Origin of the sequence: Streptomyces antimicrobicus (assembly GCF_020532625.1) — a bacterium.
GTDB lineage: Bacteria > Actinomycetota > Actinomycetes > Streptomycetales > Streptomycetaceae > Streptomyces > Streptomyces antimicrobicus.
Window position 1 is genome coordinate 18,277 of the sequence record NZ_JAJAUY010000007.1, and the last position, 15,788, is coordinate 34,064.

12 protein-coding genes are annotated in these 15,788 nt (G+C 74.9%); 3 read left to right on the forward strand and 9 right to left on the reverse strand.

Going from position 1 to position 15,788, the window contains the following annotated elements; translation table 11 throughout:
• The first annotated feature begins 22 nt into the window (after positions 1-22).
• A complete protein-coding gene (locus tag LG632_RS03120; protein ID WP_226724894.1) occupies positions 23-1,747 on the forward strand; it encodes an acyl-CoA dehydrogenase family protein in 1,725 nt (574 codons plus the stop codon).
• Here the strand turns inward: LG632_RS03120 and galK are convergent.
• Both galK and galT read right to left on the reverse strand, forming a co-directional pair.
• Complete coding sequence (gene galK, locus LG632_RS03125) at positions 1,723-3,015, reverse strand: galactokinase (RefSeq protein ID WP_226724896.1); 1,293 nt, start codon at positions 3,013-3,015, stop codon at positions 1,723-1,725. The genes LG632_RS03120 and galK overlap by 25 nt on opposite strands.
• Positions 3,012-4,040: a galactose-1-phosphate uridylyltransferase gene (gene galT, locus LG632_RS03130; protein WP_226724898.1), complete on the reverse strand. Its 1,029-nt coding sequence runs from the start codon at positions 4,038-4,040 to the stop codon at positions 3,012-3,014. Before galT ends, galK begins: the two co-directional genes overlap by 4 nt.
• Before the next feature lie 245 nt (positions 4,041-4,285).
• On the opposite strand from galT, the gene LG632_RS03135 reads away from it, so the two are divergent.
• Together LG632_RS03135 and LG632_RS03140 are read left to right on the forward strand one after the other, a co-directional pair.
• Positions 4,286-4,489: a hypothetical protein gene (locus LG632_RS03135; RefSeq protein WP_226724900.1), complete on the forward strand. Its 204-nt coding sequence runs from the start codon at positions 4,286-4,288 to the stop codon at positions 4,487-4,489.
• On the forward strand, positions 4,486-4,845 hold the full coding sequence (locus tag LG632_RS03140) for a hypothetical protein (protein WP_226724903.1): 360 nt from the start codon (positions 4,486-4,488) through the stop codon (positions 4,843-4,845). The genes LG632_RS03135 and LG632_RS03140 overlap by 4 nt, the downstream gene beginning before the upstream one ends.
• Before the next feature lie 101 nt (positions 4,846-4,946).
• On the opposite strand, the gene LG632_RS03145 is transcribed toward LG632_RS03140, so the two are convergent.
• The 7 genes from LG632_RS03145 to LG632_RS03175 form a co-directional block, all read right to left on the reverse strand.
• Positions 4,947-5,927, reverse strand: a complete 981-nt coding sequence (locus LG632_RS03145) for a helix-turn-helix transcriptional regulator (protein ID WP_226724906.1) — start codon at positions 5,925-5,927, stop codon at positions 4,947-4,949.
• Positions 5,928-6,033: 106 nt separating this feature from the next.
• The gene (locus LG632_RS03150; protein WP_226724908.1) at positions 6,034-6,975 is read right to left on the reverse strand and encodes a hydroxyacid dehydrogenase; all 942 of its coding nucleotides are present in this window, start codon (positions 6,973-6,975) and stop codon (positions 6,034-6,036) included.
• Positions 6,975-7,277 (reverse strand): phosphopantetheine-binding protein, encoded by a 303-nt coding sequence (locus LG632_RS03155; protein WP_226724910.1) that lies wholly within the window; start codon positions 7,275-7,277, stop codon positions 6,975-6,977. Before LG632_RS03155 ends, LG632_RS03150 begins: the two co-directional genes overlap by 1 nt.
• 155 nt (positions 7,278-7,432) lie before the next feature.
• Positions 7,433-8,695: an MFS transporter gene (locus LG632_RS03160; protein WP_226724912.1), complete on the reverse strand. Its 1,263-nt coding sequence runs from the start codon at positions 8,693-8,695 to the stop codon at positions 7,433-7,435.
• The gene (locus LG632_RS03165; RefSeq protein ID WP_226724914.1) at positions 8,692-12,675 is read right to left on the reverse strand and encodes a non-ribosomal peptide synthetase; all 3,984 of its coding nucleotides are present in this window, start codon (positions 12,673-12,675) and stop codon (positions 8,692-8,694) included. The genes LG632_RS03160 and LG632_RS03165 overlap by 4 nt, the downstream gene beginning before the upstream one ends.
• A 60-nt stretch (positions 12,676-12,735) precedes the next feature.
• Complete coding sequence (locus tag LG632_RS03170; RefSeq protein WP_226724917.1) at positions 12,736-14,355, reverse strand: class-II fumarase/aspartase family protein; 1,620 nt, start codon at positions 14,353-14,355, stop codon at positions 12,736-12,738.
• Positions 14,352-15,593, reverse strand: coding sequence for a Glu/Leu/Phe/Val dehydrogenase dimerization domain-containing protein (locus tag LG632_RS03175; RefSeq protein WP_226724919.1), 1,242 nt, complete (start codon positions 15,591-15,593; stop codon positions 14,352-14,354). The genes LG632_RS03170 and LG632_RS03175 overlap by 4 nt, the downstream gene beginning before the upstream one ends.
• Positions 15,594-15,788: the final 195 nt, after the last annotated feature.

A 15,788-nucleotide genomic window follows, 5' to 3' on the forward strand; every position in this document is an offset into this window, starting at 1 on the left:
CCTGCGAAAAGGCGGACCTCCCATGGCCGACCCCCTCCTGTTCAACCCGCACACCTACGACCCGGCGCACTTCGACGCGGAGACCCGCCGGCTGCTGCGCGCCACCGTCGACTGGTTCGAGGCGCGCGGCAAGCGCCGGCTGATCGAGGACTACCGCTCCCGCGCCTGGCTGGCCGACTTCCTCGCCTTCGCCGCCGAGGAGCGCCTGTTCGCCACCTTCCTCACCCCGGCCTCCGCCGCGCGCGAGAAGGACCAGCGCTGGGACACCGCCCGGATCGCCGCCCTCAACGAGATATTCGGCTTCTACGGCCTGGACTACTGGTACGCCTGGCAGGTGACGATCCTCGGCCTCGGCCCGGTCTGGCAGAGCGGCAACGCCGCCGCCCGCGAGCGCGCCGCCGAACTCCTGTCCCAGGGCGAGGTGTTCGCCTTCGGCCTGTCCGAGAAGACCCACGGCGCCGACATCTACTCCACCGACATGCTGCTGGAGCCCGACGGCGACGGCGGCTTCCGCGCCACCGGCTCCAAGTACTACATCGGCAACGGCAACGCGGCCGGTCTGGTCTCCGTCTTCGGCCGCCGCACCGACATGGAGGGCCCGGACGCGTACGTCTTCTTCGCCGCCGACAGCCGCCACCCGGACTACCACCTCGTCAAGAACGTCGTGGACTCCTCCAAGTACGTCAGCGAGTTCCGGCTGGAGAACTACCCGGTCGCCGCCGAGGACGTCCTGCACACCGGCCGCGCCGCCTTCGACGCCGCCCTGAACACCGTCAACGTCGGCAAGTTCAACCTGTGCACCGCGTCCATCGGCATCTGCGAGCACGCGATGTACGAGGCCGTCACCCACGCCCACAACCGCGTCCTCTACGGCCGCCCGGTCACGGCCTTCCCGCACGTGCGCCGGGAGCTGGCCGACGCCTACGTCCGGCTGGTCGGCATGAAGCTCTTCAGCGACCGCGCCGTGGACTACTTCCGCTCGGCCGGCCCCGACGACCGCCGCTACCTGCTCTTCAACCCGATGACGAAGATGAAGGTGACCACCGAGGGCGAGAAGGTCATCGACCTCATGTGGGACGTCATCGCCGCCAAGGGCTTCGAGAAGGACAACTACTTCGCCCAGGCGGCCGTCGAGATCCGCGGCCTGCCCAAGCTGGAGGGCACCGTCCACGTCAACCTGGCGCTGATCCTCAAGTTCATGCGCAACCACCTGCTGGAGCCGGTCGAGTACCCGGCCGTGCCCAGCCGGCTGGACGCGGCCGACGACGACTTCCTCTTCCGCCAGGGCCCGGCCCGCGGCCTCGGCTCGGTCCGCTTCCACGACTGGCGCCCCGCCTTCGACGCGTACGCCGCCGTGCCGAACGTGGCCCGGTTCCGTGAGCAGGCCGACGCCCTGTGCGCCTTCGTCACCACCATGGCGCCCGACGAGGCGCAGAGCCGCGACCTGGACTTCCTGCTCTCCGTCGGCCAGCTGTTCGCCCTCGTGGTGCACGCCCAGCTGATCCTGGAGCAGGCCCGCCTGACGGACCTCGACCAGGACGTCCTCGACGAGCTGTTCGCCGTCCTCGTCCGCGACTTCTCCGGGCACGCCGTCGAACTGCACGGCAAGGACTCCGCCACCGAGGACCAGCAGCGCTGGGCCCTCGGCGCGGTCCGCCGCCCGGTCGTCGACGAGGCGCGCTCGGCGCGGGTGTGGGCCCGCGTCGAGGCGCTGTCCGGTGCCTACGAGATGGCGCCCGGCAACTGATCCGAGGGGCCGGGCCGGGTTCCCCCGACGGGACCCGGCCCGGCTCGGTCCAGGCGGCCCGCACCCGCCGAGGGGACGGCCTCCAGCACGGCGGGCGCGGCGAAACCGGCCGCCGCGAACGCCTCCGCGACGGCCGCCGCCACCGCCGGGGCGGCCGCCGCCGGGACCAGGGCGATCACCGAGCCGCCGAAGCCGCCGCCCGTCATCCGGGCGCCCAGGGCGCCCGCGGCCACGGCCGTGTCCACCGCGAGGTCGGTCTCCGGGCACGAGACCCGGTAGTCGTCGCGCAGCGAGGCGTGCCCGGCGGTCAGCACCGGGCCCAGGGCCTCCGGTTCGCCCGCCGCGAGGCGGGCGACGGCCTGCTCCACCCGGGCGTTCTCGGTGACCACGTGCCGCACCAGCGGGACCAGCTCGGCCGGGAGCGCGGCCAGGGCGGCGGGGAGCTCCGGCTCCGTCAGGTCCCGCAGGGCCCCGAGCCCCAGCAGCTTCGCCGCGCGTTCGCAGCCCGCGCGCAGGGCGGCGTACGCCCCGTCGGCCAGGTCGTGCTGGACCCGGGTGTCGAGCACCAGCAGCCGCAGCCCGTGGCCGGTGAGGTCGAACGGGACCTGGCGGACCTCCAGGCTGCGGCTGTCGAGGTGCAGGGCGTGGCCCTCGGCGCTGCAGACCGAGGCCATCTGGTCCATGACGCCGCACGGCACCCCGGCGAAGGCGTTCTCCGCGTACTGGGCCACCCGCGCCAGCTCCGGCCGCTCCAGGCCCAGCCCGTACAGCTCGTCGTAGGCGACGGCCACCGCGCACTCCAGGGCCGCCGAGGACGAGAGGCCGGCCCCGGTGGGGACCGTGCTGTCCAGGTACAGGTCGGCGCCGCCGACCGGCAGCCCCCGCTCGCGCAGCGCCCACACCACGCCCGCCGGGTAGCGGGCCCAGCCGGGCACCGCACCCGGGGCGAGCTCCGCCACCCGCAGCTGGGTGGTCCGGCCGTCGCCCTGGGCGCTGTGCAGCCGCAGCAGGCCGTCGGCGCGGCGGCGGGCCGCCAGCACCGTGCGCTGCGGCAGGGCCATGGGCAGGGCGAAGCCGTCGTTGTAGTCGGTGTGCTCGCCGATCAGGTTGACCCGGCCCGGCGCGGCCCAGACGCCGTGGGGGGCCCGGCCGTGGATCCGTTCGAACTCCCGGCGGACGGCGGTGGTGTCGGGCGCCGCCGGCTGCCGGGGCGCGGGGTCCGAGTGGCGGGAGGGACGCGAGGGGTGCGAGGGGGCGGCCGGGGTCATCGGACCTCCCGCAGGCGCTGCGCGGCCGCCTCCGGGGCCACGTCGTTCATGAACGCGTCCATGCCGGACTCCGTCCCGGCCAGGTACTTGAGCTTGTCGGCGGTCCGCCGGACGGTGAACAGCTCCAGGTGCAGCGCCAGTTCCTCGCCGCCGGTCACCGGGGCCTGGTGCCAGGCGGAGATGTACGGGGTGGGGTCCGCCAGCCCGAAGAGCCGGTCGAAGCGGCGCACCAGCTCCAGGTAGAGGCCCGGGAACTCGGCCCGTTCCGCCTCGTCCAGCGCGGTCAGGTCCGGGACCCGGCGGTGCGGGTAGAGGTGCACCTCGTACGGCCAGCGGGCGGCGTACGGCACGAACGCGGTCCAGTGCTCCCCGGCCAGGACCACGCGCGCGGTGGCGGCGCGGGCCTCGGCGAGCAGGTCCTCGAAGAGGTTCCGGCCGGTCGCGGCGCGGTGCCCGGCCGCCGCCGCGAGGTGCTTGGCGGTGCGCGGGGTGACGGTGGAGAAGGCGTAGATCTGCCCGTGCGGGTGGGGCTGGGTCACGCCGATCTCGCTGCCGCGGTTCTCGAAGACGTAGACCTGCCGCACCCCGGGCCGGGCGGAGAGTTCCGCGGTGCGGTCGGTCCAGGCGTCCAGGACCAGCCGGGCCCGCTCCGGGCCGAGGTCGGCGAAGCCCGCGCCGTGCTCGGGGGTGAAGCACACGACCTCGCAGCGGCCGGCAGCGCCGGAGAGGGAGGGGAAACGGTTCTCGAAGACCGCCACCTCGTAGTCGGCCGCCGGGATCTCGGTCGGCCGGCCCGCCCGGGACGGGCACAGCGGGCAGTCGTCCGCGGGCGGGTGGTAGGTCCGGGTCTGCCGGTGGGCGGCGATCGTCACCCAGTCCCCGGTGGCCGGGTCGCGGCGCAGCTCGGGCAGGCTCTCGACGCGGTCGAGCGGCCGCTCGTCCTTGGCCTCGCGGTCCCGGCCGGGGGCGCTGTCGTAGTAGATGAGCTCGCGGCCGTCCGCGAGCTCGGTGACGGTCCGGTGCACGGCAGTCCTCGCCTGGGTGAGTCGTGGAGTTCGCTGGCCGCGGCCCAGGATACGGCCGTCGGGGCCGCGGCCCACCTGCCGGGCCGGGGCGGCACCTGCCGCGGACCACCTCCCCGCCGCCGGGGCGTGGCAGCAAACTGCACGGGCCGGGCAGCTAGCTGGCATCGGCAGCCATTGGTGCGCGCCCGTCCGGCTGGCAGATTTCTGTCTGTCACCGCAAGCGCCCACCACTTCGGAGGAAACCGATGAACGCCCAGCTCAGCGCCCGCGCCAAGGCCGCCGCCACGCTGTTCGGCCTGTGTACGGCAGCCGCCCTCGCGGTGGCCGGGGCCGAGCGGGCCGGCGTACAGGCCGACAACGGTTGGCAGAACGCCCCGGCCACCGTCGTCCTCGCCGACAACGGCTGGCAGTCCGCCACGCTGGACGAGACCGAGAACGGCTGGCAGTGACCGCCGGCCTGGATCACCGCGCGTCCGTGGAGGCCCGGCAGATCGAGCTGGTGGCGCGCGCGGGTTCGCCGGAGGCCGCCGAGGGCGCCCTGCTGAGCGCCGTACGCTGGTTGGCGCTGCTGCCGGCGCAGTGGCGGGCGGAGTTGCACGGGCTCGCCGACGACGGCCTGTCGATCGCGCTGCGCTTCTCGCGGGAGCGGGAGGTGCCGGTCGCCCGCGCGTGCGCGGACGCCCGGCGGGCGCTGGACGATCCGGCGCTGGACGGCTGGGAACTCGTGGCCTGCCGCGAGGTCGGCGCCGGGGGCGCCCGCGGCGACCATGTCCGCGACGGCGGCGCCCGCGACGACGGCGCGTGACCGCGCACGCGGCGCCGGTGAACGGAACAGGGCCTGACCCACTGGGTGACAGTGGTCAGGCCCTCTTTGTCGTGTGCGCGCGGTGCGGGAGCCGGATCCGGCTACATCCAGCCGCGCTCCTTGGCGAGGACGGCGGCCTGGAAGCGGTTCGACGCCCCGAGCCGGAGCAGCAGTTCGGCGACGTGCCGGCGGAAGGTGCGGATGGAGATGCCCATTTCCCGGGCGGCGATCTCGTCCTTGTCGAACAGGGTCAGCAGGGTCAGGACCTCGCGTTCGGTGTCGGTGATGCCGTCCGCGGTGTCCTGCGCGTCGCGGCCCGGGAGCGGTTCGGCCGAGGCCCACACCTTCTCGAACAGGGCGACCATGTTGGAGACGAGCCCGCTCTGCCGGACCAGCAGCGCCCCGCGGGCGCTGTCCGAGGGGTCCAGGGGCACCACGGCGGTGGCCCGGTCGTAGATGACCATGCGGTCCATGACCTTCTCCACCGTGCGGAACTCCGCCCCCAGTTCGGCCATTTCGTGCAGATAGGCGCGCGTGGCCGGATCCTCCAGGGCTGTGCGCAGGACCACCGTCCGCAGGGTGATCCCGCGCCTGATACATCGAAGGTCGAGCGGGCGGGCCGCCTCGATGAAGGCGGGGGTGAGGGGCCCGTCGGGCTGGAGGGCGAACATCTCCTTGCGGGCGAAGAAGGCCAGGTCGTCCAGGCGGGCCCGGATCTCGTCCAGCCCGTCGATCCGTTCGATCCCGCTGGGCGGGGTGTCGGCGGGGGCGTCCCCGGCCCGGGCCTGCTCCACGAGCTCGGGGATCACCGAGCGCACCGAGGCGACCTGCCGGAGCTGCTCGTTGAGCTCCTCCAGCCGTTGCTCGATCAGGCGCTCGATCCCCAGCACCGGGTCGATCGGCACCACCCGGCCCTCCGCCGCCACCCGGAGCAGCTTGTACCGGCACAGGCTGCGCAGGGCCTCGTCCGCCTCCTCCCGGCTGATGCCGAGGCGCTGACCGAGCGTTTCCGGACGTCCGCGCGGGCTGCGCAGGAAGTGCCGGTAGACGGTTTCCTCCCTCGGGCTCAGGCCCAGGCTCATCAAACTCACGGTGTGCTCTCCCCCTGACACGACGCCGTTGATGCGGCGTCATGCTACCCGAAGGAGGCGATTTTCGGATATCTGTTTCCGCATCGTGGAATTCGAGTCAGGCGGTGAGCCGGAGCCGGTCCACCGGGGCGAGCACCTGGTCGAGCAGTTCGACCACCCGCTCCCCGATGCGCCGTTGCGCCTCCCGGGTCAGGGCCCCGATGTGCGGGGTCAGCACGACGTTGTCCAGCGCGGCCAGCTCCGTCGGCGCCCCCTCCCGGGCCAGCACGTCGGTGGCCGCGCCCGCGAGCTCGCCCCGGCGCAGCGCGGCCAGCAGCGCCTCCTCGTCCACCGTGCCGCCCCGCGAGACGTTCACCAGGTACGCCTGCGGCTTCATCAGGGCCAGCTCCCGCCGGCCGATCAGGTTCCGGGTGCCCGCCGTCAGGGGTACGGAGAGGCAGACGACGTCGGCCGCCGGGAGCAGCTCCGCCAGTGGCACCAGCCGGATGCCCCGCGCGGCCAGCTGCCGGGCGCGGTCCTCCCCGGGACGGGCGACCGCGACGACGACGTCCATGCCGAACCCCTGGGCCAGGGAGGCGATCCGCGAACCGATCCCGCCGAAGCCGACCAGCCCCAGGGTCTTCCCGCGCAGCTCGCAGCCCAGCAGGCCCTGCTTGTGCCACACGGTGGACCGGGTGTGCCGGTCGCCCACGACGATCCGCCGGCACACCGCCAGCATCAGCCCGAGCGCGAGCTCGGCCACCGCGTCGCTCGACCCGCCCGGCACGTTACGGACCTCCACCCCGGCCCGGGCGGCCGCGGCCAGGTCGATGTTGTCCAGCCCCACCCCGGCCCGGATCACCGCGCGCAGCCGCGGGGCCGCCGCGATCACCTCCTCGGTGACCCGGACACCGGCCCGCAGCACCAGCGCGTCGGCGGTCCGGGCCAGCCGGACCAGCTGCTCGGGCGCGGGCCTGGGGCTCAGCTCGACCTGGTAGCGGCGGCGCAGGTCGGCCAGTGCCTCGGGGTGGATCGGGTCCACCATCAGGACGCGGGCCATCAGGCGGCCCGTACCAGGGCGGGGGCCGCGACCGGGGCGGCGGCGCGGACCAGCGCGGCGAACTCGGCCAGCGTGTCGGTGTCGAAGACCTGGTCGGCGGTCGGCCGGAAGCCGAGGAGCCGCTCCACCCCGCCGCAGATCCGGACGGCGAGCATCGACGTGCCGCCCATCTCGAAGAAGTTGTCGTCGCGGCCGAGCGGGCGCACCTGGAGGGCCTCCTCCCACAGCCGGACCACGGCGGCCTCGGTCTCGTCGAGGGCGGGCACGGCGGGCGCGTCGGTGAACAGCGAACGGTCGTCCATGAGGTGCTCCAGAGTGTCGTAGGGCGAAGGAAGGAGAGGAAGGGGCGGGAGAGCGAGAAGGGAGGAGAGAGCGGGAGAAGCGGGAGAAGCAGGAGATGTGGGAGAAGCGGGAGATTCAGTGGAGCCAGGGGTGTGCGGGCCGGTCGCCAGGCCGGTCAGGAGGCGGGTGCGGTCAGCGGCCAGGCCAGTCGTCTGACGTCCGGCACCAGGACGGTGGCCGCGCTGACCAGCAGGGCCACGACCGCGGCCGTCAGCAGCACCGTGGTGGCCGTCGCGTACGCCAGCAGCTGCGGTACGACCACCAGCGCGAGCGGCGAGACCCCCAGGGACACCAGCCAGTCGACGCTGGACACCCGGCCGATCAGCTCGCCGGGCACCCGGCTCTGCAGCGTCGCCGCCCAGGCCACGGTCGCGGCGGACAGCACCGCCCCCACGGCCACGGCCACCGCCACCGAGGCGACCACGGCGGAGGACACGGCCAGGACGGCGAAGCCGCCGCAGACCAGCGTCATCCCGCCGAAGACCAGCACGCCGGGCGGGATCCGCCGCAGCCTGGCCACCAGCAGTCCGCCGAGCAGCGCCCCGGCGGCCTGGCTGCCGACGAGCAGGCTGTACGTGCCCGCACCGCCGCCCAGGACATCGGCGGAGGCCAGCGGCAGCAGGGCCTTGGCCGGGGCCACCACCAGCGCCACGCTGACGCCGAAGCTGGCGATCGACACCCACAGCCAGCGGTTCGCGCACGCGTACCGGATGCCGCCGGTGGCCTCCTTGAGCAGGCCCTCGCCGGAGGCGGGCCGGTCCGGCACCGGCCAGCGGCCGGCGACCAGGACCAGGGCCAGGGCCAGGGCGAAACCGGCCGTCCCCAGCGCGAGGGACCCACCGGCCCCGACCGCGGCGAGCAGCGCCCCGCCCAGCGCGGCCCCGGCGATACCGGCGGTGCGCAGGGCGATGGACTGCAGGGCGTTGGCCGCCAGCAGCTCGGCCTTGGGCAGCAGTTCGGTGAAGGCCAGCGTGAACGCCGGCTCGAACGCCCCGTCCCCCAGCCCCAGCAGCAGCCCGCAGGCCGCGACCGCCCAGACCTCGTGACCACCCGCCGCCACCTGGACCGCGACCCCGGCCGTGGCCAGCACCCGGGCCAGATCGGCCCCGAGCATCACCCGGCGGGCCCCGAACCGGTCGGCCAGAGCGCCGCCCACCAGCAGCATCAGCACCGTGCCGGTCGCCTGTCCGAACAGGGTGTAGGCCAGCAGCGCGGGACTGCCCGCCGTGACGGCGTACCCGGCCAGCGAGACCTGGAAGACGAAGTCCCCGGTACGGGACAGGCACTGGCCGGCGTACAGCAGCCGGAACCGGCGTCGGCGCAAGGGGGCTCGCAGCCCGTCCGCGCCCCGCTCCCGTTGTGCGGTCCCGGCGCTCATCCGCGGGCCTCCAGCTCGGCGTTCACCAGGGCGCACAGGGTCTCCAGCGGGCCGCCGGCGTCCAGCATCGTGAAGTGGGTGCCGGGGGTGTCCCGGACCGTGAGGCCGCCGCACCGCTCGCCCCAGCCCAGGTCGTACGGCTCCTCGACCACGTCCGCGCTGCGGTCCTGGGCCCGGAAGAGCACGGCCTCGCCGTCGAAGGGCGCGATGGTGTGCCGTTCGAGCGCGCTGCCGTTGTGGCGGTAGGCGTGCAGCATCCGGGTCAGCCGGTCCTCGTCGTAGTCCGGCGGCAGCGCGCCCGAGGCGATGCCCTGCTCCAGCAGCAGCTGGATCCGCCGGGGTTCCGGCAGGGCGGCCAGCGCGGCGAGGTCCAGGTCGAGCTTGAGGCCCATCGTGACCAGGATCCGGGTGGCGTAGTCCTCCGCCGGGTCGAGGTCCATGCGCGGGTTGGTGTCCAGCAGGGCCACCAGGCCGACCTGTTCGCCGGCCTCCTTGAGCTGGCGGGCCGCCTCGAAGGCGATCACACCGCCCATCGAGTAGCCGCCCACGTGCCAGGGGCCGCCCGGGTGCACCTTGCGCATGTGCTCGACGTACACGCGGGCCATGTCGGAGATCGTCGCGCAGGCCTCCTCGCCGGGCTGCAGGCCGGGCGACTGGAGCCCGTACACGGTCCGGCCGCTGCCCAGGGCGCGGGCGAACGGCGCGTAGCGGACGACGGTCCCGGCGAGCGGCGGGAAGAGGTACAGCGGCGCCGTGCCGTCACCGGCCTGGAGCCGGACCAGCGGGCCGGTGGCCTCGCCGTCCCCGCCGTCGCGGACCCGGCGCGCCAGCGCGGCCACCGTGGGGGCCCGGAACAGCTCGTCGAGCTGGAGGTCCGTGCCGAAGTGGGCGCGGACCGAGGCCATCAGGCGGACCGCCGTCAGGGAGTCCCCGCCGAGCTCGAAGAAGTCCTCGTCGATGCCGACCGAGGCGCGGCCGAGGGCCTTGGCCCACAGGTCGCACATCTCGAACTCCACCCCGTCGCGCGCCGCCGCCGCACCGGCGGTGCCGGCCGAGCCGGGCAGCGGGCGGGCCGCGAGCGTCTTGCGGTCCACCTTGCCGCTCGGGGTCAGCGGGAAGGCGTCGGCCCGGACGTACGCGGACGGCAGCATGTGGTCGGGCAGGACGGCGCGCAGCGCGCGGCGCAGCCGCTGCGGGGCGAAGTCCGCGCCGGGGGCGGGCAGGCAGTGGGCGATGAGCCGCTTGCCGCGGGTGGGGGAGTCGTCGACCACCACGACGGCGTCGGCGATGCCGTCCTGCCGGCGGACCTGGGCCTCGATCTCGCCGAGCTCCATCCGGTAGCCGCGGACCTTGACCTGGCCGTCGCGGCGGCCCAGGCACTGGATCCGCCCGTCGGGCAGGACCCGGCCGAAGTCGCCGGTCCGGTACAGCCGCCGGCCGTCGCGGACGACGAACCGTTCGGCGGTCAGGTCGGCCCGGCCCCGGTACCCGTCGGCCAGGGCCGCGCCCGCCACGCAGATCTCGCCGGGCACGCCGGCGGGCAGCGGGAGCTGGCGGTCGTCGAGGACCTCCACGCAGGTGCGGTCGACCGGGCGGCCGATCGGCGGCAGGTCGGGCCAGGTGGCCGGGGCGCCGGTGAGCCGCTCGGCGGTCACCACGTGCGTCTCGGAGGGCCCGTACTGGTTCTCCAGGAAGGCCGGGACCCGGGTGAAGAAGGTCCGCAGGGCGTCCGTCACCTGCAACTGCTCGCCTGCGGTGACCACTTCGCGCAGCGACTGCGGGTAGACGCCGGTCTCGGCGGCGGCGTCCGCGAGCTGCTGGAGCGCGACGAACGGCGCGAACACCCGGTGCACCCGCTGGGCGTCGATGTGGGCCAGCAGCCGGGCCGGGTCGCGGCGCACGTCCTCGTCGACCAGGACGAGGGTGCCTCCGCTCGCCCAGGTGGAGAAGTGCTCCTGGAAGGCGACGTCGAAGCTGAACGCCGCGAACTGCAGGGTGTTCCAGCCCTCGGCGGAGCCGGAGCGGGCCAGCTGCCAGTGGATCAGGTTGGCGAGCGGGGCGTGCGGCATCTCGACGCCCTTGGGCAGGCCGGTGGAGCCGGAGGTGTAGATGACGTAGCCGAGGCCCTCGGGGGTGGCGGCGGGCAGCGGCTGCCGCCGCACGTCCTCGTGCCCGTCCCGCTGCTCCTGCCTCGGTGTCCCGTCGAGGTCCTGCAGGACGTCGTCCAGGGCCAGCACCCGCACGCCCTCGGGGACGGTCAGGCCCTCGGCCGCGTCGGAGTGCACCAGCAGCAGACCCGCCCCGCTGTCGGCGAGCATGTGGTCGAGGCGCTCACGCGGGTACGCCGGGTCGAGCGGCACGTAACCGGCGCCGCTCTTGAGCACGGCGAGCAGCGCGACGGCGAGCTCCGGCGAGCGGTGCGCGCACAGGGCCACGGCGTGGTGCCCGGCGATCCGGCGGGCCAGCCGGTCCGCGGCGTGACGCAGCCGGGCGTAGCTGAGTTCGCCGCCGTCCCAGCGCAGCGCGGGCGCGTCCGGGATCCGGGCCGCCGTCAGGTCGAACAGCTCGTGCGCCAAGGGCTGCCGGGCCTCCTCGGCGGCGGCCGGGGCCGCGCCGGGGACGGGCGCCGGGGGAGCGGTCAGCGGGAGCCGCCCGACCGGGGCCGCGGGGTCGGCGGCCGCCCCGCGCAGCAGGGTGACCAGGCAGCGCCCGATCTCCTCGGCGGTCGCGGCCGTGTAGACGTCGGTGGCGTACTCCAGCGTGCCGCGGTAGCCGTCGCCGTGCGGGGCCAGGGTGAGGGTCAGGTCGAACTTGGCCGTGCCCGTGTGCAGTTCGACCGGCCGGCCGACGGCCGGACCCAGCCGCAGCTCCTGCGCGGGCGCGTCCTCGACCACGAGCATCACCTGGAACAGCGGGGAGCGGCCGGGCGCGCGGCCCGGGGCGAGCTCGCTGACGAGGGTGGGGAAGGGCAGGGCGGAGCGGCCGAGATCGGCGCGCAGCTCCCGGCCGGTCCGCCCGACCAGGTCGGCGAAGGACTCCTCCCACGCGATCCGGCGGCGCAGGACGACGGTGTTGGCGAGGTAGCCGATGAGCTGCTCGGCGGCGGCGCCCTCGCGCCGGGCCACGGGCGTGCCGATGGCCACGTCCACCGTGTGCTCCTCGGCGTCGGTGTCCTGGGCGACCCGGGCGAGGAGGAGCTGCACGGCGGCCGTGAACAGCGCGAACGGGGTGGTCCGCCGGGTCCGGGCCAGTCGGCGCAGGGCGCCGGCGAGTTCGCCGGGGATGTCGAAGGCGGTCACCTCGCCGCGCTGGGTGGGCCGCTCGGGACGGTTCAGGTCGTGCGGCCAGGTGCTCTCGGCCGGGCTGCCGGCGAGCCGCTCGCGCCAGAACTCCAGCTCGGCGGCGTGCTCGTCCGCCCCGGCGCCCGGGACGGGGGCGCGGTGGGCGGCGTACGCCGGGAGGTCCTCGGCCGGCAGCGGACGGCCGGTGAGGGCGGCCTCGTACCCGGCGGTCAGTTCGCCGCGCAGCACCTCGACGGACCAGCTGTCGAAACAGCCGTGGTGCACGACCAGCACCAGCAGCGCCTCGTCGTCACCGGTCCGCAGCAGCAGGGCCCGCAGCAGCGGCAGCCGGGACAGCGACAGCGGCTCGGCGGCGAACACCCGGGCGGCGGCGCGCGCCCGCTCCCGGGCCTGCCCGGCCGGAAGCTCCCGCAAGTCGCGGACCTCCAGCGGTACCTCGGCCGCGTCGGCGGCCGCCGTACACAGGCCCGGCCGGCCCTCGCTCACGCCGACGGTGCCGCGCAGCGACGGGTGGCGGGCGACCAGCGAGGCCAGGGCCTGGGCCAGGGCGGTGGTGTCGAGCGCGCCGTGGATCTCGTAGGCGACGGGGACGTTGTAGACGGCGGACTCGCCGCGCAGCGACTCGTCGAGCCACAGGGCCTGCTGGCCGGCGGTCAGGGGGACGGAGGCGGAGGTCATCGTTCGGTCCTCATACGGGGCGGTGGAAGGGGGAGTGCGGGGCCAGGCGTCGGGCCGGGGCTACGGGGTCGGCCGGGCGGCCAGCCAGGCGCGGGCCCGGTCCGTGACGCGGCGGGTGAGCAGGGCCGAGTCGCCCAGGTAGCGGGCCGGGTCGAAGAGCCGGTCCAGCTCGTCCCGGCCCAGGACCCCGCCGAGCTGCTCGTCGGCCTCGATCAGCTCGCGCAGCGACCGGCGTTCACTGATGCCGCGCTGGATCAGCTGGTAGACCCGCTCGTGGGCGCTCTGCTTGCCCAGGTGCGCGGCGAAGGCCAGCATCAGGCCCTCGGTGGCGACCTGGTCGCGCACCTCCAGCACGTTGGCCAGCGCCCGGTCCGTGCGGACGGTCAGCCCGTTCAGCACGCGCGTCATGATCTCGCAGGCGGTCAGCGTGTAGTGGGAGACGTCGGGCACGCACACCCACTCCATGCGCAGCGTGCGCCCGTCCCGTTCGTGGTCGCCGCCCATCGCGGCGAGGGCCGGAGCGGCCTGCGCGGCGGCGAGCCGGGCCATCACCACGATCTGCTCGCAGCCCTCGGGGTTGCGCTTGTGCGGCATGGTGGAACTGCCCACCTTGCCCAGGTACCACGCCTCCTGGACCTCGGCGATCTCGGGCCGGCCCAGGGTGCGGATCTCGTCGGCGATCCGGCCCAGGGTGCCCGCCGCCATGGCCAGGGTCGAGACGTACTCGGCCATCCGGTCCCGGGCGGCGTGCCAGCCGGTGACCGGCACGGCCAGCCCGAGCCGGTCGGCGAGCCGCTCCAGCAGCTCCGGGCCGCGGCCGTCGAAACCGGCCATGGAGCCGGCCCCGCCGAACAGCTGGAGGACCAGCACGCGCGGCCGCAGGGCCTCGATGCGCTCGTCGTGGCGCAGCAGTTCGTCGATCCAGCCGGCCGCCTTGAGGCCGAAGCCGATCGGCAGGGCCGGCTGGGCGTGCGTACGGCCGAGCACCACGGTCGTGGCGTGCTCGTCGCAGATCTCCACGAGCCGGCGCACCATGCCGGCGATCAGCCCCTGGAGGCTGTCCAGCACCCGCTTCATGGCGAGGACCTGGCCGGTGTCCTGGATGTCCTGGGTGGTGGTGCCGTAGTGGATGTACTCGCCGGCCTCCGGGCCGCACACGGCCTGGAAGGCGCGCAGCAGCCCCACCAGGGAGTGCGCGGTGCGGCGGATCTCGGCCCGCACGCCGTCCAGGTCCAGCAGGTGCACCTGGGCCCGCTCGGCGATCCGGTCGGCCGCCCACTGCGGGATCATGCCGAGCTCGGCCTGCGCGAGGGCGAGTTGTGCCTCGATGTCGAGCCAGCTCTGGAAGCGGCAGATGTCGCAGAAGACCGCCCGGCTGGTCTCGGTGGCGTAGATGTGGCCGTAGAAACGGGAGTCGGTGATGTGACCGCGCTCGTGCCCGCACTCGGGGGCGGCGTCCGGGGCGGGTGCGGTGTCCGGGGCGGTCAGGGCGTCCGCCGTGGCGGTCGGGGTGTGCGTGGCGGTCGGGGCGTGCGGTGCCCGGGAGGCGAGCGAGGCGTGGGCGGCGTGCGTGGGGTGCATGGTGTCCGTCGGGTCCTGGGCGTACGAGGTGTACGAGGCGTACGAGCTGGGGATGGGCGCGGAGGCGGGAGCCCCGGGCAGGGCGGTGCGGCTGGTCACCGGGCGTCCCCGGAGGGGGCGGCGGCCGGCGCCGGAGCCGTGGTGGCGGCGGCGCGGCGGGCGCGCTGCGCGCGGCGCAGGGCGGACCGGGCGTACGGGCCGGTGCCGTAGGGGCGCTGCCCGCGCTTGTCCACGGCCACGGCGGCGAAGTCGAGGGCTGCCTGCCGCGGGGTGGTGCCGAGGTTGCGGGCGCGGCTGAGGAGGTCGTCCAGCAGGTCGTCCATCATCGCGGCGACCCCGTCCAGGACCTGCTGCGGATCGGGTGCGGCGGTCGGCCCGAACAGGGCGTCGATCGAGGCGGAACCGCCGATCCCGCCGATGAAGTCCGGTACGACCAGCACCCCGTGGTCGGCGAGGCACTGCTCGGCCGCGGCGCTCAGCCCGTGGTTGGAGCCGACCACGACCACCGGGCACGGCAGCACCCGGGCCTGCTCCTGCGTGACGGCGTCCTCCCCGGCCGCCAGGACCAGCACGTCGGCGGGCAGGTCCAGCAGCGTCTCGCGGGGCAGCCGCAGCGCACCCGGGGCGATCGAGTCCACGGCCCGGCTCTGCTCGGTCTCCAGCATGCGGGCGATGTCCAGGCCGCGCGGGTCCACGACACAGGCGTGGGCGTCGGCCACGGCGGTGATCCGTACGCCGTGCTCCAGCAGCGAGTAGGCGGCGGCCCGGCCCATGTTGCCGAAGCCCTGCAAGGAGCAGGTGAGCGACTCGGGCCGGCGGCCCTGCTGCCGGGCCGCGGCCAGCGCGGCGTGGGCCAGGGCGTGACCGGCCCGGCGCTGACCGAGGGTCAGCGCGCCGACGGGCGCGTCCAAGGTGCGCAGCCGGCCGAAGAAGTCCTGGTCACTGATGCCCTGGGCGCGCTTCACCACGTACTTGATGGAGGGGATGCCCTCCAGGGCGGCGAGCTCCTCCAGTTCGTGCCAGCGGGTGCCCATGTCGCAGCCCATGCTGAACCGGCCCGCGAGCTCCTCGCGCAGGAAGGCCAGGAAGCGGCGCACCGCGGCGGCCTTCCCCGGCGCGGCCGGGTCGTAGTCGATGCCGGCCTTGGCGCCGTCGACCCCGAGGCCGAGGACCCGCTGCTTGAGCGTCATCCGGGCGGCGAGCGAGGCCACGAGTTCCTCGGTGACTCCCGGCTGCACCCGGAAACCGCCGGCCGCGATGTCCGCGGTGCGGCCGTCGTAGACGAGCCAGCCCTCGAATCCCTCGACGGGGTCCTCGTAATGAATGGTGGTGGTCACGACTTCCTCTTTTCTCCGCACCGGAACGTGGCGGCCGCTGGAGGCGACGCAAGAAATCTCGCACCGGCGGCGGGACGTCACCAGTGGGGTCCGGATCAGGAAGCTGCACCCCCACCGGCAGTTTCCTGTCAGCCGTCCGCCGGGCCCCGCGGCGGCCCGCTGATAGAAAGAAACACGCCGGTGATCACCGGCCAA

Excerpts from the sequence above, each read along its gene's own strand:
- LG632_RS03120 (WP_226724894.1), top strand. The coding sequence starts at position 23 with ATGGCCGACCCCCTCCTGTTCAACCCGCACACCTACGACCCGGCGCAC.
- galK (WP_226724896.1), bottom strand. The coding sequence starts at position 3,015 with ATGACCCCGGCCGCCCCCTCGCACCCCTCGCGTCCCTCCCGCCACTCG.
- LG632_RS03135 (WP_226724900.1), top strand. The coding sequence starts at position 4,286 with ATGAACGCCCAGCTCAGCGCCCGCGCCAAGGCCGCCGCCACGCTGTTC.
- LG632_RS03145 (WP_226724906.1), bottom strand. The coding sequence starts at position 5,927 with ATGAGCCTGGGCCTGAGCCCGAGGGAGGAAACCGTCTACCGGCACTTC.
- LG632_RS03150 (WP_226724908.1), bottom strand. The coding sequence starts at position 6,975 with ATGGCCCGCGTCCTGATGGTGGACCCGATCCACCCCGAGGCACTGGCC.
- LG632_RS03155 (WP_226724910.1), bottom strand. The coding sequence starts at position 7,277 with ATGGACGACCGTTCGCTGTTCACCGACGCGCCCGCCGTGCCCGCCCTC.
- LG632_RS03160 (WP_226724912.1), bottom strand. The coding sequence starts at position 8,695 with ATGAGCGCCGGGACCGCACAACGGGAGCGGGGCGCGGACGGGCTGCGA.
- LG632_RS03165 (WP_226724914.1), bottom strand. The coding sequence starts at position 12,675 with ATGACCTCCGCCTCCGTCCCCCTGACCGCCGGCCAGCAGGCCCTGTGG.